A 25,203-nucleotide genomic window follows, 5' to 3' on the forward strand; every position below is an offset into this window, starting at 1 on the left:
CCTCTTTTGTGTCCCCGGAGAGCCCCCTATGAGCGCAGCCCCTACACGTCCCCGTAGGCCGCCTCGGCCGGACGCGTGGTGCGGCCGTAGCCGATGATCATGCAGAGCGCGCCGATGATCGAGAGATTCTTGAGCGCATCGACCAGCATCTTGGCATTGTCGGGCGGCACCTGGTTCCAGAAATCGTAGAACAGGACGGTTGCGACCGCGACGTAGATGATCAGCAGCATCGCAAAGAAGCGCGCGCCGAAGTTCAGCGCGATCATCAGGCCCGCGATGACCTCGAGCCCGCCCACCGCGATCGCCAGCAGCTGCGGTGTCGTCATGGCAGTCGCCGTCTCGATCTGCTTGGCGTAGGGCGCGACGATGTCGGGCACCACGACCTTTGTCGCGATGAAATCGGCGGTCGCCTGGATGGCAAAGAGCTTGGTGGCGCCCGTGTAGATGAACAGCACGGCGAACAGGATCCGCCCGAAAGTCACGAACGCTGGCATGATCGGCCTCTTGGCAAAAACGCTAAGCGCGGGTCGCTTCCCAGGATTATGAAGAGTCCGTCTGCGGTTTTCAAACGGGGAAATGACGAACTGCGAGCAATTCAAAAGCGCGCCACGCGTGCGGTCCCCCTTCTCCCCCTGTACAAGGGGAGAAGGGATTGCACCACCGCACTTACGTAAACAGCGTCGGCTGCTGCCGGGCCGCGCGTTCCTGCGCTTCGACGACCGCAACCGCGGTCATGTTGAGGATGCCGCGCGCGGTCACCGACGGCGTGAGAATGTGCGCCGGGCGCGCCGGGCCGACCAGGATCGGGCCGACCGGAAGCGCGTCCGCCAGCGACTTGATCATCTGGTAGGCGACGTTGGCGGTGTCCAGCGTCGGCATGATCATGATGTTGGCCTCACCCTCGAGCTTGGAGTGCGGCAGGACCATGCGGCGCGCAGCGGCGGAGAGCGCGGTGTCGCCCTGCATCTCGCCATCGGCCTCGATCTCCGGATGCTTATCCTTCAAGAGCTGGGTCGCGCGGCGCATCTTGCGCGAGGATTCGGTGTCGTAGCTGCCGAAATCCGAATGCGAGACGAAGGCGATCTTCGGCTTGATGTTGAAGCGCTGGACGTGGACCGCCGCCAGCGAGGCGATCTCGGCGAGCTCCTCCGCGCTCGGATTGGGGCGGACCTGCGTGTCGGCGATGAAGAATGCGCCCTTGCTGGTGATCAGCAGCGCCAGCGCGGCGTAGTCGCTGATCCCCGGCGAGAAGCCGACGATCTCGCGGACATGGCGCAGATGGCTCATGTAGCGGCCCTCGACGCCGCAGAGCATCGCATCCGCCTCCCCGCGCGTCACCGCGAGCGCGGCGATGACCGTGTTGTTGGTGCGCACCACCGTGCGCGCCGCATCCGGCGTCACGCCGCGGCGGCCGGCGACCTCGACATAGGACTGCACGTAGGAACGATAGCGCGGATCGTCCTCGGGATTGACGAGGTCGAAATCCTTGCCTGCCTTGATCGACAGGCCGAAGCGCTTGATGCGCGCCTCCACCACCGATGGACGGCCGACCAGGATCGGCGTCGCCAACTTCTCCTCCAGCACCACCTGCGTGGCGCGCAGCACGCGCTCGTCCTCGCCTTCGGCATAGATCACGCGCACCGGCTGGGTCTTGGCCTTCGCGAACATCGGCTTCATGACGAGGCCGGAGCGGAAGGCGAAGCGCTCGAGCAGCGCGCGATACTCGTCGAAATTGGTGATGGGGCGCGTCGCGACGCCGGACTCCATCGCCGCCTTCGCTACCGCCGGCGCAATACGTAGAATTAACCGTGGATCAAAGGGGCTGGGGATCAGCGAGCCGGGACCGAAGCCGCCCGTCTCGCCGGTGTCGAGGCTGCTCTGGGAGACGGCATCGGACGGCGCCTCGCGCGCGAGCTGCGCGATGGCTTCGACCGCGGCGTGCTTCATCTCCTCATTGATGGCGCTGGCGCCGACGTCGAGCGCACCGCGGAAGATGAAGGGGAAGCACAGGACGTTGTTGACCTGGTTCGGATAGTCGGAGCGGCCGGTGCAGATCATGGCGTCGGGGCGCACCTTGCGCGCCTCCTCCGGCATGATCTCCGGGGTCGGGTTCGCAAGCGCCATGATCAGCGGCTTCTCGCCCATCGCCTGCGCCATCTCCGGCTTGAGCACGCCCGGTGCCGACAGGCCGATGAAGATGTCGGCGCCGCCGATGACGTCGCCGAGCGTGCGCTTGTCGGTCTTCTGCGCATAGACCGCCTTCCAGCGGTCCATCGAGGTGTTGCGGCCCTCGTGCACGAGACCGTCGATGTCGCAGACCCAGATGTTCTTGCGCTGCGCGCCCATCGACACGAGCAGATTGAGCGTGGCGATGGCCGCGGCCCCTGCCCCCGACGCCACGATCTTGACGTCCGACAGCTTCTTGCCGTTCAGGCGGAGGCCGTTGGTGATGGCGGCGGCGACGATGATCGCGGTGCCGTGCTGGTCGTCATGGAAGACCGGGATCTTCATGCGCTCCTTCAGGCGCGCCTCGATCTCGAAGCATTCCGGTCCACGGATGTCTTCCAGATTGATGCCGCCGAAGGTCGGCTCGAGCGCCGCCACCGTCTCGACCACGCGGTCGATGGTGTCGGCGGCGATCTCGATGTCGAACACGTCGATGCCGGCGAATTTCTTGAACAGGACGGCCTTGCCCTCCATCACCGGCTTGGAGGCCAGCGGGCCGATATTGCCGAGGCCGAGCACCGCGGTGCCGTTCGAGACCACGGCGACCAGATTGGCGCGGGTGGTCAGGGTCGCGGCTTCCGCCGGGTTCTTGGCGATCTCGGTGCAGGCGGCGGCAACGCCCGGGGAATAGGCAAGCGCGAGGTCGCGCTGGTTGGCAAGCGGCTTGCTTGCCTGGATCTCGAGCTTTCCGGGGCGCGGCAGACGATGGTAGGCGAGCGCCGCCTGGTGGAGATCATCGGAATAGGACGACATGCGGTGTCTCGCCTCGCGTTACCGGCCTCAAAATGCACGATCCGGAGCAATCGTCCAAGCGGAGGGTATTTCCGGGTCGTGGAAACGGGATGAAGCACGGCCGGCGCCCCGGTGGCAACATCGGATTGCGCCCCCATCAACAGGGCGCGCGGTCAAATAATTGAAAACCGTAGCTTTCCCTGGACCGGGCGGCGTTTCGCGAATATGGCAGGTTGCGCAGTGCAAAACGGGCAACTGGAGCTGGGAATGAAGCGCATCCTGATCGGCCTGATCGTGGCAGCCGTGCTCGCCGCGGGCGGATGGTTCGGCTTCAATGTCTACGTCCAGCATCGGGCGACGAACGAGGTCGAGGCGGCGTTCGAGCGGATGCGCTCGGGCGGCGGCAAGGCGGGCCATGGCAAGATCGGGTTCGAGTTCGCGACTCGGGCGCTCACGATCGAGGATGTCGTGATCGAGCCCGGCCAGCCGGAGCTGGCTCTCCTCAAGATCGCAAAGGTGACTGCGCTTGGGGTACGTCAGGCAGACGAGGATCGTTTCTCGGCTGACAGCATCGAGCTGGGAGGTGTCGAAGTCGCCATCACCTACACCGATCGGACCAAGGTGAAGGCGACCTACAAGATTCCCCAGATTACAGCTCGCAACTTTACCGGTCCGACCCGTGCGGCCAACAGCGCTCCGCTGTCCGGCTCGTTGATCGACATGTACCGGTTCGCGCTGCTGCAATACGCGACGGTCTCGGCGTCCTCGATCATGGCCCCGACCATCACCGTCAACGTCGATGCCGGCACCGGCAAAGCGGGCAATGGAGATTTCGTCTATTCGGGTCTGGTGATTCAGAACATCAATCGCGGCAAGGTCGAAACGGCGAAGACAGATCGCATCACCTATACACTCGACCTGACCCAGCCGAGCAAGCCTGCGAAGATGACCGGCGAGCTGTCCGGCGTGGCGGCCTACGATTTCGACGCAAGCGCCGTCGCGGTCGCACTTGATCCGCAACAGTCCGGTGACGACAGCTTCCACAGGATCTACCGGCGCCTCTCGGCCGATTCCTATACAGTGACGGCGGCGCCGGGCGTGCGCGTGCAGACCGACAGCATCATCGTCGACGATATTGCGATCCGGCCATCAAAATTCCGCCTGGCTGAAATCATGGCGTTGGTGCCGGCAGACCACGCGATCCTGACGCCGGCGCAGTCGCGCGACTCGATGGTGAAGATCGCCGACTTCCTTGAAGGTCTTCAGATTGGCAAGATCGAAATTGGCAAGCAGTCGGTCGAGACGCCACAAGGGACGGCAAGGCTCAGGGCCGTAAGATACGACCAGACTGAATTCGCCCTGGAAGGCCTTGATGCGCCGACACCTCAGGGCCAGTTGAGGGTAGAGCGCTTCGCGCTCAAATCGTTCAAAATGGTCGATCTGATCCGCTGGGCGGCCGGCCTCGCCAATCCCGGACAGCCTCCCTCGCCCGATCAGATGCTGGGACTGTTCCGGGTGCTCGAAGGCGCCGAGATCAAGGGCGTGATCTCGCCCTATAAGAACACGCGGCAGCTCTTCACCATCGACAGGATCAGCCTGAACTGGGGCCAGCTGGTCGGGTCGATCCCGAGCAAGGCCAATCTGGTCGTGAAGATGGTCACGCCGACCGATCCCGCCAATCCGGCGCTGCAGCCGCTGATCCATGGCGGGTGTGGACAAGCTTGCGATCGACCTCGATCTCGGTGCGGCCTGGACGGAATCCTCGGGAGCCTTCGCGCTCGCGCCGGCCACCATCGATCTCGGCAACCTCGCCCGGGCGCAGGCGAGCTTGGCGCTCGCCAAGGTGCCGCGCGACCTCTTCACCACGACCGATCCCCTGGAGGCGATGGGTCAGTTGGCGCAGATCGAGACCGGTGCGATCGAGCTGTCCTTGCGCGACCGCGGCGTTGTCGATCTGGTCGTGGCCCAGTTCGCGCGCGTTCAGAATGTCAGCCGTGATGCCGCACGCAGCGCCCTCGTCGCGATGATCCGCGCACAGGGCGAGAAGATCGCGGCCTCCAATCTCGATGCCAAGGTCGCGGTCGATGCACTCGCCGGCTTCGTCGAGACCTCAGGGCAAACGCTGAGCATCAAGCTGACGCCGTTCGGCAAGCTCCCGGTGCTTCAGCTGATGGATGTCCTGAACCACGAGCCGATCGTTGCGCTCGCGCAATTCAGGATCGAGGCGTCGACGGGGCTGTAGGCACGCGGTGGCGGCCTCGTAGCCCGGATGGAGCGCAGCGCAATCCGGGACAATTCCGTCCGCGCACGAGACGCCCCGGATTACGCTGCGCTCCATCCGGGCTACGGATTCAGCGAAATCCCTCCCCGTCATTGCGAGCGCAGCGAAGCAATCCAGAGTCCCTCCGCGGAAAGATTCTGGATTGCTTCGCTGCGCTCGCAATGACGATGTGGAGAGAACTGATCCCGAGACATGGGCCCCGGCTCAGCAGCGCACTGCTGAAGTAGCGCTGCGCTGCGTCCGGGGCACGGGCAACTCGCCGCGCGTTTACTTCTGGGGCAGGTTCACCCGCACATGCAGCTCGCGGAGCTGCTTGGCGGTGGCTTCCGACGGCGCTCCCATCAGGAGGTCCATGGCCTGCTGGTTCATCGGGAACAGCGAAATCTCGCGCAGATTCGTGGTGCCGCAGAGCAGCATCACGATGCGGTCGACGCCCGCGGCCATGCCGCCATGCGGCGGCGCGCCGTACTGGAACGCGCGGTACATGCCGCCGAAGCGGTCGACCACTTCCTGCTCGCCGTAGCCTGCGATCTCGAACGCCTTCACCATCGCTTCCGGCACGTGGTTGCGGATGCCGCCCGAGGCGATCTCGTAGCCGTTGCAGGTGATGTCGTACTGGAACGCCTTGATGGTCAGCGGGTCCTGGCCCTTCAGCGCATCGAGCCCGCCCTGCGGCATCGAGAACGGGTTGTGCGAGAAGTCGACCTTCTTGTCGTCCTCGTTGTACTCGTACATCGGGAAGTCGACGATCCAGGCGAGCTCGAACCGCTCCTTGTCGGTGAGGTTCAATTCCTCGCCGACCTTGTTGCGGGCAAGGCCGGAGAACTTCCAGAACTTGTCGGGATCGCCGGCGACGAAGAAGGCGGCATCGCCTTCCTTCACGCCGAGTTGCGCGCGGATCGCAGCGGTGCGCTCAGGTCCGATGTTGTTCGCGAGGGGACCTGCGCCCTCGCCGCCCTCGCGCCACATGATGTAGCCGAGGCCGGGCTGGCCCTCGCCTTGCGCCCACGAGTTCATGCGGTCGCAGAACGCGCGGCTGCCGCCGCCCGCGGCCGGGATCGCCCAGACCTGGTTCTTGGGATCTTCGAGCATGCGCGCGAACACCTTGAAGCCGCTTCCGCGGAAGTGTTCGGAGACGTCCTGCATCTCGATGGGGTTGCGCAAATCCGGCTTGTCGCTGCCGTACTTGCGCAGCGCCTCGGCAAACGGAATGCGGCGCCAGTTCTTGCTCACCGGCTTGCCCTTGGCGAACTCCTCGAACACGCCGGTGATGACGGGCTCCATGGCCGCAAAGACGTCTTCCTGCGTGACAAAGCTCATCTCGACGTCGAGCTGGTAGAACTCGCCGGGCAGACGGTCGGCACGCGGGTCCTCGTCGCGGAAGCAGGGCGCGATCTGGAAGTAGCGGTCGAAGCCGGACATCATCAGCAGCTGCTTGTACTGCTGCGGCGCCTGCGGCAGCGCGTAGAACTTGCCGGGATGGATGCGCGAGGGCACCAGGAAGTCGCGCGCGCCCTCGGGCGAGGACGCGGTCAGGATCGGCGTGTTGAACTCGAAGAAGCCCTGCCCCTCCATGCGCCGGCGCATCGACTTGATGATCTCGACGCGCGTCATGATGTTCTGGTGCAGCTTCTCGCGACGCAGGTCCAGGAAGCGGTACTTCAGGCGGATGTCTTCGGGGTATTCCTGGTCGCCGAACACCGGCAGCGGCAGGTCGCCGGCCGGGCCCAGCACCTCGATCTCGCTGACATAGACCTCGACCTTGCCGGTCGGCAGATCGTCATTGTCGGTGCCCTCGGGGCGGCGGCGGACCTTGCCGTCCATCTTGACCACGAATTCCGAGCGCAGCTTTTCGGCCAGCGAGAACGCCGGCGAGTCCGGGTCGACCACGCACTGGGTCAGGCCGTAATGGTCGCGCAGGTCGATGAACAGCACGCCGCCATGGTCGCGAACGCGATGGACCCAGCCCGACAGGCGGATGGTCTCGCCGATGTTGCTCTCGCGGAGCGCGCCGCATGTATGTGACCGGTAGCGATGCATGGTCGTCCCAAAATCAATGTCGGAGGAAGCGAATCGGACGGCCTGAAACGACCGGTCCGAAGTTGCGGCAGGGTTTACCCGACGAGGCCCGAGGCGGCAACCAAGGGAACGGGCTGTTTTGGGCCCGGAAGGCCCATTTTTGGCCGATCAGGGCCCGAGCCTTTGCCATCAGGCGTTCCAGCCCTATCTTGAGGCCATGACGGTCCATTTCCCCTTCCAGAACTCGTATTCGGCGCTGCCGGACAGCTTCTTTGCCCGCGTCGCGCCGACCCCCGTGGCCGCGCCCCGGCTGATCAAGCTCAACCGGCCGCTGGCGGTCCAGCTCGGGCTCGATCCCGACCTGCTGGAGACCCCCGAAGGCGCCGAGATCCTTGCCGGCAAGACGGTTCCCGCCGGGGCCGACCCGATCGCCATGGCCTATGCCGGCCATCAGTTCGGGCAATTCGTGCCCCAGCTCGGCGACGGCCGGGCGATCCTGCTCGGCGAGGTCATCGACAGGGACGGCATCCGCCGCGACATCCAGCTCAAGGGATCTGGCCCCACCCCGTTCTCCCGCCGCGGCGACGGCCGCGCGGCGCTCGGGCCGGTGCTGCGCGAATACATCGTCAGCGAAGCGATGTATGCGCTGGGCATCCCGACCACGCGCTCGCTCGCCGCCGTTGTCACCGGCGAGCACGTCATCCGCGAGACCGCGCTGCCCGGCGCGGTGCTGACCCGCATCGCCTCCAGCCACATCCGCGTCGGCACCTTCCAGTTCTTCGCGGTCCGCCGCGACACCGAGGCGATCCGCCGGCTCGCCGACCACGTCATTGCCCGCCACTATCCGGAACTGCTCCACGCGAAGCGGCCCTATCACGACCTGCTCGCTGCCGTCGTTGCACGCCAGGCCGACCTCGTCGCGCGCTGGCTGCTGGTCGGCTTCATCCATGGCGTGATGAACACCGACAACAGCTCCATCTCCGGTGAGACCATCGATTACGGCCCCTGCGCGTTCATGGACGCCTACAATCCCGCGCAGGTGTTTTCCTCGATCGACGAGATGGGCCGCTACGCCTATGCCAACCAGCCGCGCATCGGCTTGTGGAATCTGACGCGCCTCGCCGAATGCCTGCTGCCGCTGTTCTCCGACGATCAGGAGAAGGCGGTCGCCGAAGCCCAGGACATTCTCGGCGCCTTCGCCGAAACATTCAGCTCGGCCTATCAGGCGGGTCTTCGCAAAAAGGTCGGCCTGTTCGCGGAGCACGACGGCGACGAAGCGCTGATCCAGGACCTGCTCGACGCCATGGCCAAGAACCAGGCCGACTTCACCCTCACCTTCCGCAAGCTTGGCGAGGCCGCGGGCGATGACGGCGCCGACGTCCGCGCGCAGTTCATGGAGCCCGCAGCCTTCGACGAATGGGCCGGCCGCTGGCGCGCGCGTATCGCGCTGGAGCCGCAGAGCGCGGCCGAGCGGCAGGCCGCCATGCACGCCGTCAACCCGATCCTCATCCCGCGCAACCACCGCGTCGAAGCCGTGATCCAGGCCGCGGTGAACGATGACGACTACGCGCCGTTCGAAGAATTGGTGAAGGTGCTGGCCAAGCCATACGAGGACCAGCCGGACTATGCGGCCTACGCCGATCCGCCGCTGCCGGACCAGCGGGTGCTGCAGACGTTCTGCGGGACGTAGCGACAAGCTCGGTGCGTAGGGTGGATTAGCCCGCGGCTGCGCGAAGCGCAGTCCGCTGGCGTAATCCACCACTCCTCTCAGCAAGCGGAAAGTAAAGAGGTGGATTACGCTTCGCTAATCCACCCTACAGACCGACACTGGCGTCACGTCCGCTCACCGAATTCGCCTGCGATCTTGGGGTCACCGCCCCAATCCTCCGGAAATAACCCCGCGCGGACATCGCGATGAAACGACGAATAAGGCCAATCACGCATTTTCGAGACGTGCCCGTGTTTGACGGGATTGTACGAAAGCATCGATCTCGAAGGGATAGCTCCGGCGCGTTGCGCCGACTGCGTCCCGCAAGCTCTCGATCTCGTCGGTCAAAAGAGATTTCCGCCGATCAAGCAGATTCACCGTGAAGAACCAGCATCCTCCGGGAACGAATGCGCGACGGTAGTCAGGCATGAACTATCGTAGCACAACTTGAAGTTGGCTCACAGTGGTGGATTACGCCTTCGGCTAATCCACCCTACGGCCTTGGCCGTTGTGGACACGGGAACCGCTGTCATCAAACTGAAACACACGCGCTCTAACGGGCTGGCAGGGCCGTCTTGCCGGAGGCGCCCATCCTCCAACCGTCCCGACAAAGCGCCCCATGCCCTTCAAGTTCATCCACATCACCGACACGCATCTCGCGAACCCCGGGCTGAAGCTCTATGGGCTCGATCCGCGCGCCCGGCTGGATGCGGCGATCGCCGACATCAACAAGCACCAGTCCGATGCTGCGTTTGCGGTGGTGACCGGCGACCTCACCCATTGGGGCGAGCCTGAATCCTACGCCAATTTCGCCGAGGCGATGGCGGCGCTGAAAATTCCGTACATCGCCATGGTCGGCAATCACGACAAGCGCGTCGCCTGTCTCGACAGCCTGAAAGCCGCGCCGCGCGATGCCAACGGCTTCGTGCAGGGCACGCGCACCACCGAGCACGGTCTGTTCGTGTTCCTGGACACGCTGGACGAGACCAGCCACGCCGGCGAGATGTGCGAGAGGCGCCTCGGCTGGCTCGCGAGCACGCTGGCTGCAGCGCCGGCGGACCAGCAATTCGTGGTGTTCATGCACCATCCGCCCTTCCCGGTCGGCGTCCATGCGATGGACGAGATCGCATTGGCGCAGAGCGCCGAATTCGCGGAAGTCATCGCGCCTTATCGCTCACGCATCCGCCATCTCTTCTTCGGCCATGTGCACCGGCCGATCTTCGGCAGCTACGGCAAGATCCCGTTCTCGACGCTGCGCGGCACCAACCACCAGGTCTGGTTCGAGCTTGACGCTGCGGCCACCGACCACCTCGCCAGCCACGAGCCGCCGGCCTATGGCGTCGCGCTGATCAACCAGGAGAACCTGGTCGTGCACAGCCACGACTTCCTCGACCAGAGTCTGCGCTTCCCCTTCGAGCCACCGGCAGGAGTGGACGGCCGCGACTATGCGCTCAATTTCCCGGCGCGATGAGATGAGCCTCGCTGAACGCGCGGCACTCCCGGTCGCGACGTCGGCGGCACCGCGTCTGCACGTCCTGAAGCGGTTTTCGAGCCGCCTCAAAGCCTCGCTGCCTGCCTATTTTCTGCTGTTGCCCTCGCTGGTCTTCCTCGCGCTGTTCACCTATGGCGCGATGGGGCGCGTCCTCATCGACGCGCTCTATCAGCGCGCCACGCCCAAGGCGCCGGTGCGTTTCGTCGGCCTCGACAATATCAGCGCGGTGCTCGCCGACCCCGCCTTCATCGGCGCCGTCGTCAACAATTTGATTTACGCAATCGGCACAGCGGTGCCGAGCATCGGACTTGCGCTGTTGTTTGCGCTGGCGCTGTCACGTACCCATGCCGTGAACAGCGCGCTGCGCGCCGCTTTGTTCCTGCCGGTGCTGATCCCGATGGTCGCGGCGTCCGCGCTGTTCCTGTTCATCTTCCTGCCGAATGTCGGCCTGCTCGATTATTACATCGGCCGGCTGCTGCCGGTGCTGCCGAACTGGCTCGGCGATCCCGACATCGCGCTCTACGCGATCATGATCATCACGATCTGGAAGAACGCCGGCTATTACATGCTGTTCTTCCTCGCCGGCCTCCAGGCCGTGCCCGAGGATGTGATGGAGGCGGCGCATCTCGACGGCGCGGGGCCTTATCAGCGGTTTCGCCACATCATCCTGCCGGAGCTCAAGCCCACCTTCCTGTTCGTCACCGTCATCGCGATCCTCAACGCGGTGACGCAGGTCGACCACGTCTTCGTCATGACCCAGGGCGGGCCGTCCAACTCGACCAATCTCGTGCTGTTCTACATCTACCAGCAGGCGGTCGAGCACTACGACGTCGGCAAGGCCTCGGCGGCGACGCTGCTGACGCTCGCCGCGCTGATGGGCCTCACCGCACTGTCCTTCCGCACCATGGCGAACCGGGAGGGCGGGCCATGAAGCTGTTCGATGCGATGTGGAAGGACGCACCGCTCGCCACCCGCGGCGAGATCACGCCCAAGCTCGGCTTCCTCCTGACCGTGCTGCTCGCGATCGTCTGGCTGATCCCTTTCCTGTGGATGGTCGTGGCAACGCTGCGCCCCGCCTCGGACGGCATCAACGCCATGGCCGAGCTGATGCCGAGCCTGAAGCCCACGCTCGACAATATCAGGGATGCCTGGGAGATCGGCGATTTCCCGCGCTACACCCTCAACACCACGATCATCTGCACCGGCATCCTCCTGGTGCAGTTCTTCACGATCACGCTGGCTGGCTTTGCCTTCGCCCGCCTGAGCTTCGCCGGCAAGACGCTGATCTTCTACCTGTTCCTGATGCAGCTGATGCTGGTGCCGGTGCTGCTGATCGTGCCGAACCTGAAACTGGTGGCACAGCTCGGCCTCTACGACACGCTCACCGGCGTGATGATGCCGTTCTTCGCTTCGGCCTTCGGCACCTTCCTGATGCGCCAGGCGTTCGAGGCGATCCCGACCGAGCTGGAAGACGCAGCGCTGATCGACGGTGCCAGCCTGTTCCAGCGCATCCGTCACATCTACGTGCCGCTGTCGATGCCGAGCTTCTCCGCCTTCGCCATCATCTCCGTGACCAGCCACTGGAACGACTTCCTGTGGCCGCTGATGGTGATCAATTCGCCCGACAAGCGGCCGCTCACGGTCGGCCTCTCGGTGTTCACCAAGACCGCCGAAGGCACCCAGGCCTGGGGCACCATCGCCGCGGGCACGCTCATGGTGATCGCGCCGCTGCTCGTCACCTTCCTGATCTTCCAGAAGCGCTTCATCAGCTCTTTCGTCACCTCAGGCATCAAATAGGAGATTTTCCGATGCTGTTCTCCCGCAGGCTCATGCTGGGTCTTGCCATGGCAGGCTCTATGGCAGGCGCCCTCACCTTCCCGGCGCTCGCCGGCGAAGGTCCGACCGAGATCGATTTGTTCTTTCCCGTTCCCGTCGACGGCAAGCTTGCCCGCGACATGGGCAGCTTGATCAAGGAGTTCAACGAGAGCCATCCCGCGATCAAGGCAACCGCGGTCTACACCGGCTCCTATGACGACACGCTGATCAAGACGCGCGCGTCGATCAAGGCCGGCAAGCCGCCCGCCGCCGTGATCATGTCGGCGAACTTCCTGCTCGACATGCAGATCGAGAACGAGCTCACCAATCTCGATCCCCTGATCGCCGCCGACGGCACCACCAAGGACCAGTTCCTCGGCCAGTTCTTCCCGGCGCTGCAGGGCAATGCGGTGATCAACCGCTCGGTCTACGGCGTGCCCTTCCACAATTCGACGCCGCTGCTCTACATCAATGCCGACAAGGCCAAGGAAGCCGGCCTTGATCCGAGCAAGCCGCCGCAGACCTGGGCCGAGCTCACCGACTGGGCCAAGAAGCTCACCAAGCGCGAGGGTGACAAGGTGACCCAATGGGGCATCGCGATCCCCTGCGCCTACGACTATTGCGGCTGGATGATGGAAACGCTCACCATGAGCAATGGCGGGCGCTACTACAACGAGGAGTTCGGCGGCGAGGTCTATTACGACACGCCCTCGATGCTCGGCGCGCTCTCCTGGTGGAACGACCTCGTGACCAAGCACAAGGTGCATCCGCCCGGCGCCACGCCCGGCCCTGCCGTCAGCACCTCCTTCATCTCCGGCAACGCCGCGATGATGATGCTGTCGACGGGCTCGCTGACCTATGTGCGCGACAACGCCAAGTTCGCCTACAAGGTGGCCTTCATCCCGCGCAACGTCCGCAACGCCGTGCCGATCGGCGGCGCCTCGCTGATCGTTCCGGCCGGCCAGGAAGCCGACAAGCAGAAGGCCGCCTGGACGCTGATCAAGTGGATGACCTCACCCGAGAAGAGCGGCTGGTGGAGCCGCGCCACCGGCTACTTCGCGCCCAACATGGCCGCCTACAAGACGCCCGAGATGGTCGACTTCCTGAACAAGAACCCGGACGCCAAGACCGCCGTCGAGCAGCTCGACGTCGCAAAGCCCTGGTTCGCCACGTACAAGACCGTCCCGGTTCGCAAGAACCTCGAGGACGAGGTCATGCTGGTCCTCAACGGCAAGAAGCAGCCGAAGGAGGCCCTCGCCGCCGCCCAGAAGGCCGCGGACGAGACGCTAAAGCCGTACAACGCGGAGACCTCGCTGAAGCTGCCGTAAGGGGCTTCGTAGGGTGGATTAGCCTGCGGCTGCGCGAAAGCGCAGTCCGCGGGCGTAATCCACCTCTTCTGCGTCCTCGGATATGAACAGTGGTGGATTACGCCTTCGGCTAATCCACCCTACGCACCGCGTCCTCCATTAACTCCCCGTCCACCATCCGGCCCGCCCCGCCGGCGGTAACCATCGCAATTAACAGACCCTAAACGCACCCCCGACAAATCTATCAATGTTTCTGGAGATTTCGCCGTGGATCTGTTGGTTTTCGAGTTCCTGGGACTGGCCCTGGTTGCCATGTGCGTGGTCGTGGTGGCACTGCCCTGCGCCCGCAAATCCTCGCACCGGATCCGCTACGAATAGGAATTTCGTCGGAAAGAGGCGATTCCGGCCCGATGCAAGGCTCGAATTCACTCCAAGGCCCTTGACATCACAGCACTTTCGGCAGAACGGCTGATGTCAAGTGTCATGGGCCGTTCATGGATTTGATTACCACCACCGCTGACCTCGCGGCTGCCTGCAGCCGGCTGGCCAAGCACCCCGTCATTACCGTCGATACCGAGTTCCTGCGCGAAACCACCTATTACCCGCTGCTATGCGTGGTGCAGATGGCCAGCGCCGAGGAAGCCGTGGTCATTGACGCCCTCGCCCCCGGCATCGACCTCAAGCCGTTCTTCGAGCTGATGGCCAATGAGGGCGTGCTGAAGGTCTTCCACGCCGCCCGGCAGGACATCGAGATCATCTGGCATCAGGCCAACATCATCCCGCACCCGGTGTTCGACACCCAGGTCGCCGCGATGGTGCTCGGCTACGGCGACAGCATCGCCTACGACCAGCTGGTCGAGAAGGTCACCGGCCACCGCCCGGACAAGACCCACCGCTTCACCGACTGGTCACGCCGGCCGCTGACCAAGGAGCAGATGCACTACGCGGTCTCCGACGTCACGCACTTGCGCGACGTCTTCGCCGCGCTCGATGCCGACCTGAAGAAGCGTCGCCGCAGCGAATGGGTCTCGATCGAGATGGAGATCCTGACCTCGCCCAGGACCTACGATTTCCACCCCGAGCGCGCCTGGGAGCGGCTGAAGACGCGCGTGCGCAAGCCGAAGGACCTCGCCGTCCTGATGGAGGTCGCCGCCTGGCGCGAGCAGGAAGCGCAGAGCCGTGACGTGCCGCGCGGCCGCGTGCTGCGCGACGAGGCGATCACCGACATCGCAACCCACGCGCCGAACACGCTGGAAAAGCTCGCCCATCTGCGCTCGGTGCCGAAAGGCTTCGAGAAGTCGAAATGGGGCACGGACATCGTGGCCGCGGTCGAGCGCGGGCTGGCGCGGGATTTCGCGACGCTGCCGAAGCTGGAGAAGCCGCGCAACAATTCCAACGGCGCGGCCATCGTCGAGCTGTTGAAGGTCTTGCTGCGCATGACCGCCGAACGCCATGCCGTGGCGAGCAAGGTGATCGCGACGGTCGACGACCTCGAAGAGATCGCGGCCAGTGACGAAGCCGATGTGCCCGCCTTGCGCGGCTGGCGCCGCGAGCTGTTCGGCGAGGCCGCCTTGAAGCTCAAGCGCGGCGAGCTCGCGCTGGCGATCGAGAAAGGCCGCGTGATCGGGGTGCAGCGGGCGTAGGCCGTAACCCCTCCCCAACGTCGTCCCGGCGCAGGCCGGGACCCATAACCACAGGGAGTGGTTTGGCGAAGACTGGGGGTTACTTGTTCATCGGTACGACGACTACCCGACCTCGATAGATCACGCGGTATGGGTCCCGGCCTTCGCCGGGACGACACCGAATTTATGGCGTATCGCTTCGTCCAAAGCTGACGAGATCAGCCCTACGCCGGCGTCAGCTTCGCCACTTCCGCCTTCATGTCATTCAGCACGCCCGCGATCGCGGCGACCAGATCGTCGATTTGCGCCTTGGTCGTGATCAGCGGCGGACAGATGGCGATGGCATCCAGCATGTTCCGGGAGATCACGCCGCGTTCCTGCAGCATGCGGCTGGCGATGCCGCCGACCGCGCCGGGCGTTGCCGCCGCGGTCTTGCGGCTCTTGTCGAGCACGAGCTCGAGCGCTGCGATCATGCCGACGCCGCGGACCTCGCCGACCAGCGGGTGGCTGGTGAGCTCACGCAGCTTGCCCTGCATGTAGCCGCCGAGCTCGGCGGCATGCGCGACCAGGCCGCGCTCCTCGATGATCTTGAGGTTCTCGAGCGCGATCGCCGAGCCGACCGGATGGCCGCCCGCGGTGAAACCGTGGCCGAGCACGCCGATCTTGTTGCTCTCGTCCGCGATCGGCTCGAACATGCGGTCGTTCATCATGATCGCCGACAGCGGGAAATAGCTCGAGGTGATCTGCTTGGAGACCACAATTGCGTCGGGCTTGATGCCATAGGTCTCGCAGCCGAACATCTTGCCGGTGCGGCCGAAGCCGCAGATCACCTCGTCGGCGACCAGCAGAATGTCGTACTTCTTCAGGACCGCCTGGATCTTGTCCCAATAGGTCGCCGGCGGCACGATGACGCCGCCCGCTCCCATCACCGGCTCGCCAAAGAACGCGGCGATCGTGTCCGGGCCTTCCTTCTGGATCAGCGCATCGAGCTCCTCGGCCCGGCGCGTGGCGAACGCCTCCTCGCTCTCGCCGGGCGCGCCGTCCTTGTAGAAATGCGGCGAGCCCGTGTGCAGGATGTTCGGCAGCGGCAGGTCGAACGAGCGGTGGTTGTTCGGCAGGCCCGTGAGGCTGGCGGACGCGATGGTGACGCCGTGATAGGCGCGCAGGCGGCTGATGATCTTCTTGCGCTGGGGCTGGCCGAGCGCGTTGGAACGATAGGCGATCAGCTTCAGCACGGTGTCGTTGGCTTCCGAGCCGGAATTGGTGAAGAACACCTTGCTCATCGGCACAGGCGCGAGCGCGACCAGCTTCTCGGCGAGATCGATCGAGGGTCCGTGCGATTTGGCGGAGAACGTGTGATAGAACGGCAGCGCCTGCATCTGCTTGTGCGCCGCCTCGACCAGACGCTTCTCATTGAAGCCGAGCCCGACGCTCCACAGGCCCGCCATCGCCTCGAAATAGCGCTTGCCCGCCGCGTCGAACACGTAAGGCCCCTCGCCGCGTTCGATCACCAGGGGACCGGCCTGCTGATGGGTGCGCGCGTTGGTGTAGGGATGGAGCTGGTAGGCTACATCCCGGGCCTCTTGCGAATTGGGCAGCATGGACATTTGCGAAATCCTTCGAATAGTCGCGTCGCCGGGCGCGGCCAGCTTCGTCACGTGATGATCGAATGACTTGGCTATTGCGACGAGGGAAAACTTGCAACGCCAATTCGTCGGCAGCAAGCGCTCAGCAGCGTTGCAGAAAGCCGCACACGGGTAGCTTGCAGACTTGTGGCTTGCAGACTTGTAGCTCAGACTTGGCAGTTCTCAGGCCGCGCTGTCGTCATCGCCCTCGTCGGCCGCGACAGCGGCCTCCCTCACCTCGACGATCGCCATCGAAAGCAGATAGACCGTCGTGGGCAAGCCGATGCGGCGCGCCCTCTCGGCTGCGCGCGACAGCTCGCTCGCCAGCTCCTTGAGCTCTTCTCCCCGTGACAATGTCCCACCCCACCCGCCGACCGCGGCCGCCTACACCGCAACGGCGCCGCTGGTTTTGATCAGTTCGGCGCTGGACTGGATTGTAGCAAAATTTCCGACAACATTAACCACCGCCTGCTTATAGGCGGCGGCATCGCCCATGCCCGGCTGCCGGCAGGCCACGGCGTCGGCCACCACCTGGTAGCGATGGCTGCGGTGAAACCCGTCGACAGCGGTGGCCAGGATGGTTTCGTCCAGCGAGAAGCCGACCAGCACGCAGCGGGCATTGCGGATATTGGACATGTAGTCCACAAACCGCGACGAGCTGTAGCCCGAGGGCAGCGGATGCTCGAACGTCATCTCGCCCGGCCGCGGCTTCGCCTCGGCGATCCAATCGGTCAGCCTCGATGCCGGATTGAACCAGGCGGCCTGGGCGATGCGCTTCAGATGCATCACGGGCCAGAGCTTGTCGCGCCATAGCGCCAGGAGTTCCAGGCAGCGCATGGTGGCCGCCTCGCCGTCGAGGATGACGTGGCGCCGCCCGGGGGTCAGATATTCGACCTGGAGATCCGCACAGACCAGGATCGGCGGGTCGTCGGTGATGGAGGCCAGCATTGTCTTGCGTTTGGCTGCACCAGTTTCAGCGATCGGCGAGTGCGAGGTCTCGCAGCGGCGAGGTCACTGCCCGCCCCGCCGAGGCGTCGAGCACGCCCGGACGGTCCCAATCGCCCTCGGGACGGATAATCACGTAAGGATCGCTGTCCAGCGTGATGGCGTCCGGCCCTGGCTCGATCTCGAGCAGCATCTCCGTGTAGGAGAAATCCGAGAAGGTGATCTTGCGGTTGTGGCCGAGCGGCTTGGCGCCGAAATGGGCCCAGAAATCGACCAGCCGGTCCTGCGCCTGGCCGTAGATCTTGCGAAAGCCCTTGCGCTTCACATAGTCGACGCTCGCCTGCACCAGCTTGAACGAGACGCGCGAGCGTCGGTATTGGTGCCGCACCGCGAGCCGCTCGACCTTGGCAAAATCGCCGAAGAAGCGCACCCGCAGGCAACCCGCGGGCTCGTTGCCGACATAGCCGATGAAATGCGCCGCGACCATGTCGTTGCCGTCGAACTCCTCCTCGAACGGACAATCCTGCTCGGCAAGATAGACCGCCGAGCGGATGGCGGTGACCAGCATGAGATCGCTGGGATCGCGCGCGAGGCGGATGGTGATGGCGCGAGAGTCGGGCTTGGCGAGAGGAATCCTAGTGCCGTGCATCTGCAAAACTCCTTGCTTGGACGATCGCGCCCGGCATGTGCATCGGCTGCCGATGCCAGGGGCGTTCGTAGCACCACAGGTCGGGTTGGAAGCTCGGGACCGGCTCGAATCCGGTCGCTTTCATGATGTCGCGTCCGGCCACGGTTGACGGCTGCGCATAGCAATCCGCGCGGCGAAATCTTACCTGTCGCAGATGAGCCGCGGCCTTGCCGAGACCCGCGATGCCGCGCCCCGTCGCGGCGATCGCCCAGATATAGATCGCAGCAACGTCTTCCCGCGCGGAAGCGAGATAGTGCGTCTCGGGCGCGGTGAGGCAGATCTCGTCGAGCAGCAACGCATCGTGTCCGCGGTCGTTGAGAAACAGGAAGGCCATGCCGCCGAGCAGACGGCCCTTCCGGCTGAATGTCAGGATGCTCTGGGGATCGAACGTGTAATATTTCGCAAGCTCCGCCGTCCCGATCTGCACGCCCGGCACCAGCCGGTGCGCCATCTCCGAAAGCGTCGCAATTTCGGAAAATTGCGCGCAGCGGACGTCGACCTCCGGACTGAGCGGCAGCGCGTCGAAATCATGCCTTGCGGCAAACGAGCCCCTTTCCATACCCGGATCGTCCCTCTATCGTTTGCGGCTTTCATGCCCCGCTACGACGAGCTTAGCGGTTGGGGATCAGGAGTATGCAGCAGTTATTGCACCGGGGTGCTGCGATGATGCAGCACCGTGAAGAAGCCCTGGGCGCGTCCTGGGATGATTTGAAGCTGTTTTTAGCGTGCGCAAAATATAAAAGTTTCCGCAACGCCGCCGAGGAGCTCGGCCTCACCTCCACGACGCTGATGCGCCGGATCGATCGGCTCGAAGAGAGCATCGGCTGCAAGCTGTTCCTGCGCGACCAGAGCGGGCTCACGCTCAGCGACGAAGGCACCGCGATGATTGCCGACGTCGCACACATGGAGCGTCATGCCTTCAACGTCTTCCGCCGCGCATCGCGCTCGTCGAACGATACGACAGGCACCGTGCGCGTCGCGGTGACCGAAGGTCCCGGCAATTTCTGGATCCTGCCGCGACTGATCGACTTTCAGAAGACCTATCGCAAGATCACCGTCGACCTGCGCTGCGCGATGGAGCAGGCCGACGTCGCGCGGCTCGAGTCCGATATCGCGATCCAGCTCGAGCCGCCGACCAATCCCGATCTGATCGTCGCCAAGCTCGGCCGCCTGCACATCTATCCCTTCGTCTCCAGGGAGTACGAGAAGCTGTACGGCCTGCCGGCAACGCTAGCCGATCTGCAGGACCATCGCATCATCAAGCAGAGTGCGCCGCAGGTCGACGATGGCGCCTACGCCCGCGTGCTCGGGCTGAAATCGCTCGAGGGCATCGTCGGCATCAAGACCAATTCCTCGGTCGGCGTACTCTATGCGGTGGAGCGCGGCGCCGGCATCGGCTTCCTGCCGACCGTGTCGATCGCGCTCGGCGCGCCGCTCGTTGCGGTCGATCTCGGCGTCAGCCACCACGCCGATCTCTGGCTCACCTATCACAGGGAGTTTCGCGCCTCCGAGCGCCACAAGATCGTGGTCGACTGGCTGAAGAAGATCTTCGATCCCAGGACCTATCCCTGCTTCCGCGACGAGTTCATCCATCCGGACGCGCTGGTGCCGATGATGACGGCCGCGCGCGAGGGATTTGGATTGACCGGCTACGTCGCGGCAACGCCGACGTAAATCACCACCGATATTCGAATCCGACCGTGCCCTGGTGCGAGGTGAGCTCGTTGCGGAACTTGCCATCGTAGTTGATGTAGAGCCGCGCGGTGTTGGTCAGGCTGAGCGAGGCCGAGCCGCCCGCATCCATGCCGTAACGGCTCTCGCCGATGCCGGGGACAATGATGCTCTGGGTCCCGAGGCTGACCTGCACCGATCCCAGGCTCTGGTAGAAATTGTCGACGAACTTGCCGTACGCCGACAGGTCGAGGATCTTCTGGTCGAAGATGAAATAGCGCCCGACCTCCGCCCCGATCATCACGCGTGCGCGCGAGAGCGCCGTCGAGCCCACATTGAGCGGATCGAGCCCGCCGGCCTCCTGGAACGCTGCGCTGGTGGCGCGGACATATTCGAGCGCACCCTTGGGCACGATGCGCATCTGATCCTTGGTCCAATAGTAACTGACCTCTGTCAGCGCGCCGTCGACGGCGGCGCGATAGCCGGCGGTCGCGAAACCAAATCCAGTATCCCGGCTGGAACGGACCTTGCCGAACCCATGAACCACCGCGAAGGCCCAGGTCCACGGGCCCTTGTCGACCGAGCCGTTGAAGCCGAGCTGGGTCAGATCGAGCGTTGCCGACTGCAGCGCGAGCGGCACGTCGATGTCGGTGTGGCTCTGGTCGATCGAGAAGCCGATGTTGACACCGGGTGCGAGGCGCGCGCCGAAGCCGGCGACGCCGCCAAAGGTCTTGCGCTTGTCGCCGACGAAGTCGCCCTGGGCGTCGGTGCGGACCGAGATGCCGTAGCCCTCGAACCAGGTGCGGTAGCGCGGATCTTCCGTGGTCGCGGACGCGCCGCCGCCTCCGGGATTGGTCCGGAACGACCGGTTGAAACCATCGGAAGCCTGGTTGCCCAGCCGCTCCAGAAATCCCGAGCCGAAATTGAGCATGCTGTTGCCGGCCGACTGATCGTAGTTCGTCGAGGTGGGCATCGGGACCGGGGTCGGCGACGGCGTGGGCGTCGGGGTCGGAGTGGGTGTCGGACTTTGCGCGAGGACGGGCGTCACCGCCGACATCGTCACGACCAGCGCCACCGCCACGGCTGCAAAGGTCTTGGCTGCAAAGGTCTTGGCTGCAAGGATCTTGGCGACCGCTGCCGCGATCCGGCGGACGCGGTCCAGCCCGATCGTCTGCCGTGTTCCGGTGGGCTGCGAGGTGCAGCGCATGACGACTAATCCCGAAGCAAAGGGCGGTCCGCAAAAATGCAACACGAGCGGCTCGCGTGTGCGGCGATTTGTGCCGAACTGCCACGGAGGGTCAACCTGTTGGCACGCCGTTACCGAGCCTATTGCCTCGATTGTGGTTCCGCGGCCACAGGTCGCAAATAGCAGACAATGGCACCCGTCCGGCTCTTGAAAATCGCGCGCGGCTTGCTAACGCGCGATTTTCATGTTGCAATATCCGACACAATCGGAATTGGCCGCTCGACTGTGCGTTTCGCGACGATGAGACTCGAACAGACTTCCGGAAGCCCGTTTGTGGCGTGGCACGCGAAAAAGCGGCCGCGTCTTTTTTTTATCTAGTGGAGGAGACTAGCGATGCCGCAAAAGGGCACCGTCAAATGGTTCAACCCGACCAAGGGCTATGGGTTCATCAAGCCGAACGGCGGCGACAAGGACGTGTTCGTCCATATCTCGGCCGTCGAGCGTGCCGGACTCTCGACCCTCAACGAGAACCAGGTGGTTGAATACGACCTCGTGGAGAACCGCGGCAAGTCGTCCGCGGAGAACCTCAAGGTCTCCTGATTTCTCTTGCAGCAACACGCGAGAGATCATGACGTTGCCCCCGGCTCTGCCGGGGGATTTCGTTTGGGGCGGGCAAAGCGCGATGGCGCTTCAGCTCACCACCGGCGCAACCAGAAAATTCTCCGACGCCGCACTGCCCGCCGTCCTGCAGACGTCGCCCTCGATCCGGACCTTGCCGGTCGCAAGCAGCCGCAGCGCCTCGGGATAGATGCGGTGCTCGACTTCGAGGATGCGCTCCGACAGCGTGTCCGCGGTGTCGTGGTCGCCGACGGGCACCGCGCCCTGCATCACGATCGGGCCGGCATCGGTCTCGGGGATGACGAAGTGCACCGTCGCGCCGGACAGCTTCACGCCCGCGCGCAAGGCCTGGCCGTGCGGGTCGAGGCCGGGGAACGACGGCAGCAGCGAGGGATGGATGTTGAGCATCCGCCCGTACCAGGCTCTGGTGAACTCGGCCGTGAACAGGCGCATGAAGCCGCCGAGGCAGATCAGCTCGATGCCATGCTGGTCGAGCGCGGCCTGCAGCACTTTCTCGAAGCCGGCGCGGTCCTTGCCGAACGGCTTGCTCTCGATCACCAGCGTTTTGACGCCGCTCGCCTTGGCCCGTTCGAGCCCGAGCGCATCGGCCTTGTTCGAGATGACGAGCGAGATCTCCGCCGGGAAATCAGCCGAGCTTGCGGCCTTGATCAGCGCGGCCATGTTGGAGCCGCGACCGGAGATAAGGATGGCGACGCGGCGCTTCATCACAGCGCCAGATCGAGGTGACCGTTATAGACGACGCGGTGCTCGCCCTCGGCCGGGATCACGGTGCCGAGCTGCGCCACGGTCTCGCCGGCGTCGGTGAGCACCTGGATCACCTTGTCGACCTTGTCGGGCTCGACGATCGCGATCATGCCGATGCCGCAGTTGAAGGTCCGCAGCATCTCGAGCTCGGCGATGCCGGCCTGCGCCGCCAGCCATTTGAACACCGGCAGCACCGGCAGGCGCGCGAGGTCGATGCCGACGCCGAGGTCCTTCGGCAGGACGCGCGGAATGTTGTCGGTGAAGCCGCCGCCGGTGATGTGGGCGAGCCCCTTCACCGCGCCGGTCTCACGGATCGCCCGCAGGCAGGATTTGACGTAGAGCTTCGTCGGCGTCAGCAGCGCGCCGCCCAGCGTCATGACGGGCGCGAACGGCGCCGGAGCCTCGAAGCCGAGGCCGGATTGTTCCACGATCTTGCGCACCAGCGAGAAGCCGTTGGAATGCACGCCCGACGAGGCGAGACCGATCACGGCGTCGCCCGCGGCGATGTCCTTGCGCGGCAACAAGGTACCGCGCTCGGCGGCGCCCACGGCAAAGCCGCCGAGGTCGTAATCGCCGTCCTTGTAGAGGCCGGGCATTTCGGCAGTCTCGCCGCCGATCAGGGCGCAGCCGGATTCGCGGCAGCCTTCGGCGACGCCCGCGACGATCGCGGCGGTGGCCTCCGGGTCGAGCTTGCCGCAGGCGAAATAGTCGAGGAAGAACAGCGGCTCGGCGCCCTGAACCACGAGGTCGTTGACGCTCATGGCGACGAGGTCGATGCCGATCCCGCCATGCAGGCCGGTCTCGATCGCGATCTTCACCTTGGTTCCGACGCCATCGGTGGCGGCAACCAGGACAGGGTCCTTGAAACCGGCCGCCTTGAGGTCGAACAGGCCGCCGAAGCCGCCGATCTCGGCGTCGGCGCCGGGGCGCGCGGTGGCGCGCACCATCGGCTTGATCAGGTCGACCAGGCGGTTGCCCGCATCGATATCGACGCCTGAATCGGCGTAAGTGAGGCCGTTTTTGCGGTCGGTCATGCCCGATTTCCAGTGGGTTTGCGGCTGGTTACGTCGAATTCCGGGGACGCGCAATGGCAAGCGTGGCGCCCCGCCCTATACTATGTAGAGATATCAACCGGTTCAGCCTCCCAGGGGGCCGGATTCGAGGTCAGGCCGGGTGCCGGGAAGCGCCGCGTGAGTATTCCGAATATCATTACCCTGGGCCGCATCATGCTGGTCCCGATCATCGTCTGGGCCATCGTGTCGAGCCAAATGGAGGTGGCGTTCGCCGTCTTCCTGATCGCCGGCATCAGCGATGCCGTCGACGGCTTCCTCGCCAAGCGCTTCAACATGCGCAGCGAGCTCGGCGCCCTGCTGGATCCGCTCGCCGACAAGGCGCTCCTGGTCTCGATCTATCTCGCCCTCGGCATCTGGGGCGACATCCCGCGCTGGGTCGTGATCCTCGTGGTGTCGCGCGACATCATGATCGTCACCGCGGTGATCGTGTCCTGGCTGTTCGACAAGCCGGTCGAGATGAAGCCGTCGAAAGTATCCAAGCTAAACACAGCCGCACAGGTCGCCTACGCCGCCCTGGTGCTGGCGTCTCTTGCCTTCGGCTTCAAGCCTGCGCCCTATGATATGATCATGATGGGCCTCGTCACGGTCTTCACGCTCTCCTCCGTGTCGCTCTACCTCGTCGAGTGGCTGCGGCACATGAGCACGATCGAGGCCAAATGAGGTGGGACACGGCCCCGCAAAAGGCCAACTCCCGCTCGATGAAATTGAATCTCTGAAACGAAGCCGGCACGCCGGCATGGAGCAAAGCAAGCGTGGCAGGCCGCGTTCACCCCAGACAATTGGCGTTTTCGCTTCCGCATGCGGAGAGCCTCAGCCGGGACAATTTCCTCGAAGGCCCAGCCAACGCCGCCGGCCTCGCCTTGATCGACGGCTGGCCGGAATGGCCGAACCGCATCATGTGGCTGGCCGGCCCCGAAGGCAGCGGCAAGAGCCATCTCGCCGCGATCTGGGCCGAGGAGGCCGGCGCCCGCTCGACCACCGCCAATGCGCTGAGCGCCGCGGGCGTTCCGGCCGCGCTCGCCACCGGCGCGCTGGTGGTCGAGGATCTCAAGGCCGGGGATTTTGATGAACGCGCCCTCTTCCACCTGATGAATCTCGCCCGCGAGGACGGCGCCTACGTCCTCTTCACCGGACGTGATGCACCGGCCTCGCTCGAGATCGACCTCCGCGACCTGCGCTCACGGCTGCGCGCCGTGCCTGTCGTCACGCTGCTGCCGCCCGACGACCAGCTGTTCCGCGGCCTGATCGTCAAATTCTGCGCCGACCGCCAGCTCACCGTGGACGAGAGCGTGGTCGGCTACCTCGCCACCCGGCTGGAGCGGTCCTCGGCGGCCGCCCGGCAGGCCGTGGAATTGCTCGACAGCGAGGCCCTGCGCCTCGGCCGTCCCGTCACCCGGGCGCTGGCCGTCGAGCTGCTGCGGGACGCCTGA

General features: G+C 64.8%; 24 protein-coding genes and 1 pseudogene. 12 read left to right on the forward strand and 13 right to left on the reverse strand.

From position 1 onward, the window contains the following. Positions 1-41: 41 nt before the first annotated feature. From N2603_RS25075 to N2603_RS25085, 3 genes are all read right to left on the reverse strand, one after another. Positions 42-494: a DoxX family membrane protein gene (locus N2603_RS25075; protein WP_018645435.1), complete on the reverse strand. Its 453-nt coding sequence runs from the start codon at positions 492-494 to the stop codon at positions 42-44. A 172-nt stretch (positions 495-666) separates the two neighbouring features. Further along, on the reverse strand, positions 667-2,979 hold the full coding sequence (locus N2603_RS25080; RefSeq protein ID WP_018645434.1) for an NADP-dependent malic enzyme: 2,313 nt from the start codon (positions 2,977-2,979) through the stop codon (positions 667-669). A gap of 27 nt (positions 2,980-3,006) precedes the next feature. Then, positions 3,007-3,375 (reverse strand): hypothetical protein, encoded by a 369-nt coding sequence (locus N2603_RS25085; protein WP_260424446.1) that lies wholly within the window; start codon positions 3,373-3,375, stop codon positions 3,007-3,009. Positions 3,376-3,426: 51 nt separating this feature from the next. On the opposite strand from N2603_RS25085, the gene N2603_RS25090 reads away from it, so the two are divergent. Continuing rightward, on the forward strand, positions 3,427-4,956 hold the full coding sequence (locus N2603_RS25090; RefSeq protein WP_311740473.1) for a hypothetical protein: 1,530 nt from the start codon (positions 3,427-3,429) through the stop codon (positions 4,954-4,956). After that, positions 4,919-5,200, forward strand: coding sequence for a hypothetical protein (locus N2603_RS44760; protein WP_311740474.1), 282 nt, complete (start codon positions 4,919-4,921; stop codon positions 5,198-5,200). The genes N2603_RS25090 and N2603_RS44760 overlap by 38 nt, the downstream gene beginning before the upstream one ends. 306 nt (positions 5,201-5,506) lie before the next feature. On the opposite strand, the gene aspS is transcribed toward N2603_RS44760, so the two are convergent. Beyond that, positions 5,507-7,279: an aspartate--tRNA ligase gene (gene aspS, locus N2603_RS25095; RefSeq protein WP_260384250.1), complete on the reverse strand. Its 1,773-nt coding sequence runs from the start codon at positions 7,277-7,279 to the stop codon at positions 5,507-5,509. A gap of 196 nt (positions 7,280-7,475) precedes the next feature. Here aspS and N2603_RS25100 point away from each other — a divergent pair, with 196 nt between their 5' ends. Further along, positions 7,476-8,948 carry a protein adenylyltransferase SelO gene (locus N2603_RS25100; RefSeq protein ID WP_260424249.1) on the forward strand — a complete coding sequence of 491 codons (1,473 nt, stop codon included), beginning with the start codon at positions 7,476-7,478 and terminating at the stop codon, positions 8,946-8,948. Between the two features lie 143 nt (positions 8,949-9,091). On the opposite strand, the pseudogene N2603_RS25105 reads toward N2603_RS25100, so the two are convergent. Continuing rightward, positions 9,092-9,395, reverse strand: a pseudogene (locus tag N2603_RS25105) (transposase). 190 nt (positions 9,396-9,585) lie between these two features. Here N2603_RS25105 and N2603_RS25110 point away from each other — a divergent pair. From N2603_RS25110 to rnd, 5 genes are all read left to right on the forward strand, one after another. Then, complete coding sequence (locus N2603_RS25110; protein WP_260384251.1) at positions 9,586-10,437, forward strand: phosphodiesterase; 852 nt, start codon at positions 9,586-9,588, stop codon at positions 10,435-10,437. 1 nt (position 10,438) lies between these two features. Beyond that, complete coding sequence (locus N2603_RS25115) at positions 10,439-11,389, forward strand: carbohydrate ABC transporter permease (protein WP_260384252.1); 951 nt, start codon at positions 10,439-10,441, stop codon at positions 11,387-11,389. Then, positions 11,386-12,255: a carbohydrate ABC transporter permease gene (locus N2603_RS25120; protein WP_260384253.1), complete on the forward strand. Its 870-nt coding sequence runs from the start codon at positions 11,386-11,388 to the stop codon at positions 12,253-12,255. The genes N2603_RS25115 and N2603_RS25120 overlap by 4 nt, the downstream gene beginning before the upstream one ends. A gap of 11 nt (positions 12,256-12,266) precedes the next feature. After that, positions 12,267-13,601 (forward strand): ABC transporter substrate-binding protein, encoded by a 1,335-nt coding sequence (locus N2603_RS25125; protein WP_260384254.1) that lies wholly within the window; start codon positions 12,267-12,269, stop codon positions 13,599-13,601. A 473-nt stretch (positions 13,602-14,074) separates the two neighbouring features. Next, entirely contained in the window at positions 14,075-15,223 is a 1,149-nt protein-coding gene (gene rnd, locus N2603_RS25130; RefSeq protein WP_260384255.1) for a ribonuclease D, read from the forward strand. 203 nt (positions 15,224-15,426) lie between these two features. On the opposite strand, the gene N2603_RS25135 is transcribed toward rnd, so the two are convergent. The 5 genes from N2603_RS25135 to N2603_RS25155 form a co-directional block, all read right to left on the reverse strand. After that, a complete protein-coding gene (locus N2603_RS25135; protein WP_260384256.1) occupies positions 15,427-16,809 on the reverse strand; it encodes an aspartate aminotransferase family protein in 1,383 nt (460 codons plus the stop codon). 201 nt (positions 16,810-17,010) lie between these two features. Beyond that, positions 17,011-17,181, reverse strand: a complete 171-nt coding sequence (locus N2603_RS25140; protein ID WP_018645423.1) for a hypothetical protein — start codon at positions 17,179-17,181, stop codon at positions 17,011-17,013. A 30-nt stretch (positions 17,182-17,211) separates the two neighbouring features. After that, a complete protein-coding gene (locus tag N2603_RS25145) occupies positions 17,212-17,775 on the reverse strand; it encodes a cysteine hydrolase (RefSeq protein ID WP_260384257.1) in 564 nt (187 codons plus the stop codon). A gap of 25 nt (positions 17,776-17,800) precedes the next feature. Next, positions 17,801-18,421: a GNAT family N-acetyltransferase gene (locus N2603_RS25150; RefSeq protein WP_018645421.1), complete on the reverse strand. Its 621-nt coding sequence runs from the start codon at positions 18,419-18,421 to the stop codon at positions 17,801-17,803. Next, positions 18,408-19,019 carry a hypothetical protein gene (locus N2603_RS25155; RefSeq protein ID WP_260384258.1) on the reverse strand — a complete coding sequence of 204 codons (612 nt, stop codon included), beginning with the start codon at positions 19,017-19,019 and terminating at the stop codon, positions 18,408-18,410. The genes N2603_RS25150 and N2603_RS25155 overlap by 14 nt, the downstream gene beginning before the upstream one ends. Positions 19,020-19,093: 74 nt before the next feature. On the opposite strand from N2603_RS25155, the gene N2603_RS25160 reads away from it, so the two are divergent. Then, a complete protein-coding gene (locus N2603_RS25160) occupies positions 19,094-20,134 on the forward strand; it encodes a LysR family transcriptional regulator (protein WP_018645419.1) in 1,041 nt (346 codons plus the stop codon). 1 nt (position 20,135) lies between these two features. Here N2603_RS25160 and N2603_RS25165 read toward each other — a convergent pair whose 3' ends face one another. Next, complete coding sequence (locus tag N2603_RS25165; RefSeq protein ID WP_311740477.1) at positions 20,136-21,338, reverse strand: autotransporter outer membrane beta-barrel domain-containing protein; 1,203 nt, start codon at positions 21,336-21,338, stop codon at positions 20,136-20,138. Positions 21,339-21,710: 372 nt separating this feature from the next. Here N2603_RS25165 and N2603_RS25170 point away from each other — a divergent pair, with 372 nt between their 5' ends. Then, the gene (locus N2603_RS25170; RefSeq protein ID WP_008551638.1) at positions 21,711-21,917 is read left to right on the forward strand and encodes a cold-shock protein; all 207 of its coding nucleotides are present in this window, start codon (positions 21,711-21,713) and stop codon (positions 21,915-21,917) included. Between the two features lie 90 nt (positions 21,918-22,007). Here the strand turns inward: N2603_RS25170 and purN are convergent, their stop codons facing one another. Together purN and purM are read right to left on the reverse strand one after the other, a co-directional pair. Next, positions 22,008-22,661 (reverse strand): phosphoribosylglycinamide formyltransferase, encoded by a 654-nt coding sequence (gene purN, locus N2603_RS25175; protein ID WP_260384259.1) that lies wholly within the window; start codon positions 22,659-22,661, stop codon positions 22,008-22,010. Beyond that, complete coding sequence (purM, locus tag N2603_RS25180) at positions 22,661-23,734, reverse strand: phosphoribosylformylglycinamidine cyclo-ligase (protein ID WP_260384260.1); 1,074 nt, start codon at positions 23,732-23,734, stop codon at positions 22,661-22,663. Before purM ends, purN begins: the two co-directional genes overlap by 1 nt. Positions 23,735-23,890: 156 nt before the next feature. On the opposite strand from purM, the gene N2603_RS25185 reads away from it, so the two are divergent. Together N2603_RS25185 and N2603_RS25190 are read left to right on the forward strand one after the other, a co-directional pair. Next, positions 23,891-24,433, forward strand: coding sequence for a CDP-alcohol phosphatidyltransferase family protein (locus tag N2603_RS25185; protein WP_018645412.1), 543 nt, complete (start codon positions 23,891-23,893; stop codon positions 24,431-24,433). A gap of 92 nt (positions 24,434-24,525) precedes the next feature. Beyond that, positions 24,526-25,203, forward strand: a complete 678-nt coding sequence (locus tag N2603_RS25190; protein WP_145831756.1) for a P-loop NTPase family protein — start codon at positions 24,526-24,528, stop codon at positions 25,201-25,203.

Source organism: Bradyrhizobium huanghuaihaiense (genome assembly GCF_025200885.1).
Classification (GTDB): Bacteria; Pseudomonadota; Alphaproteobacteria; order Rhizobiales; family Xanthobacteraceae; genus Bradyrhizobium; species Bradyrhizobium huanghuaihaiense.

Coding starts and splice junctions, on each gene's coding strand:
- N2603_RS25160 (WP_018645419.1), top strand. CDS start 19,094: ATGCAGCAGTTATTGCACCGGGGTGCTGCGATGATGCAGCACCGTGAA.
- N2603_RS25115 (WP_260384252.1), top strand. CDS start 10,439: ATGAGCCTCGCTGAACGCGCGGCACTCCCGGTCGCGACGTCGGCGGCA.
- N2603_RS25100 (WP_260424249.1), top strand. CDS start 7,476: ATGACGGTCCATTTCCCCTTCCAGAACTCGTATTCGGCGCTGCCGGAC.
- N2603_RS25110 (WP_260384251.1), top strand. CDS start 9,586: ATGCCCTTCAAGTTCATCCACATCACCGACACGCATCTCGCGAACCCC.
- N2603_RS25145 (WP_260384257.1), bottom strand. CDS start 17,775: ATGCTGGCCTCCATCACCGACGACCCGCCGATCCTGGTCTGTGCGGAT.
- N2603_RS25080 (WP_018645434.1), bottom strand. CDS start 2,979: ATGTCGTCCTATTCCGATGATCTCCACCAGGCGGCGCTCGCCTACCAT.
- N2603_RS25085 (WP_260424446.1), bottom strand. CDS start 3,375: ATGGCCCGCCTTGCCGCCGCCCGAGCGCATCCGCTCGAACGCCGCCTC.
- purM (WP_260384260.1), bottom strand. CDS start 23,734: ATGACCGACCGCAAAAACGGCCTCACTTACGCCGATTCAGGCGTCGAT.
- N2603_RS25170 (WP_008551638.1), top strand. CDS start 21,711: ATGCCGCAAAAGGGCACCGTCAAATGGTTCAACCCGACCAAGGGCTAT.
- N2603_RS25150 (WP_018645421.1), bottom strand. CDS start 18,421: ATGCACGGCACTAGGATTCCTCTCGCCAAGCCCGACTCTCGCGCCATC.
- rnd (WP_260384255.1), top strand. CDS start 14,075: ATGGATTTGATTACCACCACCGCTGACCTCGCGGCTGCCTGCAGCCGG.
- N2603_RS25155 (WP_260384258.1), bottom strand. CDS start 19,019: ATGGAAAGGGGCTCGTTTGCCGCAAGGCATGATTTCGACGCGCTGCCG.
- N2603_RS25075 (WP_018645435.1), bottom strand. CDS start 494: ATGCCAGCGTTCGTGACTTTCGGGCGGATCCTGTTCGCCGTGCTGTTC.
- N2603_RS25165 (WP_311740477.1), bottom strand. CDS start 21,338: ATGCGCTGCACCTCGCAGCCCACCGGAACACGGCAGACGATCGGGCTG.
- N2603_RS25135 (WP_260384256.1), bottom strand. CDS start 16,809: ATGTCCATGCTGCCCAATTCGCAAGAGGCCCGGGATGTAGCCTACCAG.
- N2603_RS25120 (WP_260384253.1), top strand. CDS start 11,386: ATGAAGCTGTTCGATGCGATGTGGAAGGACGCACCGCTCGCCACCCGC.
- N2603_RS25125 (WP_260384254.1), top strand. CDS start 12,267: ATGCTGTTCTCCCGCAGGCTCATGCTGGGTCTTGCCATGGCAGGCTCT.
- purN (WP_260384259.1), bottom strand. CDS start 22,661: ATGAAGCGCCGCGTCGCCATCCTTATCTCCGGTCGCGGCTCCAACATG.
- aspS (WP_260384250.1), bottom strand. CDS start 7,279: ATGCATCGCTACCGGTCACATACATGCGGCGCGCTCCGCGAGAGCAAC.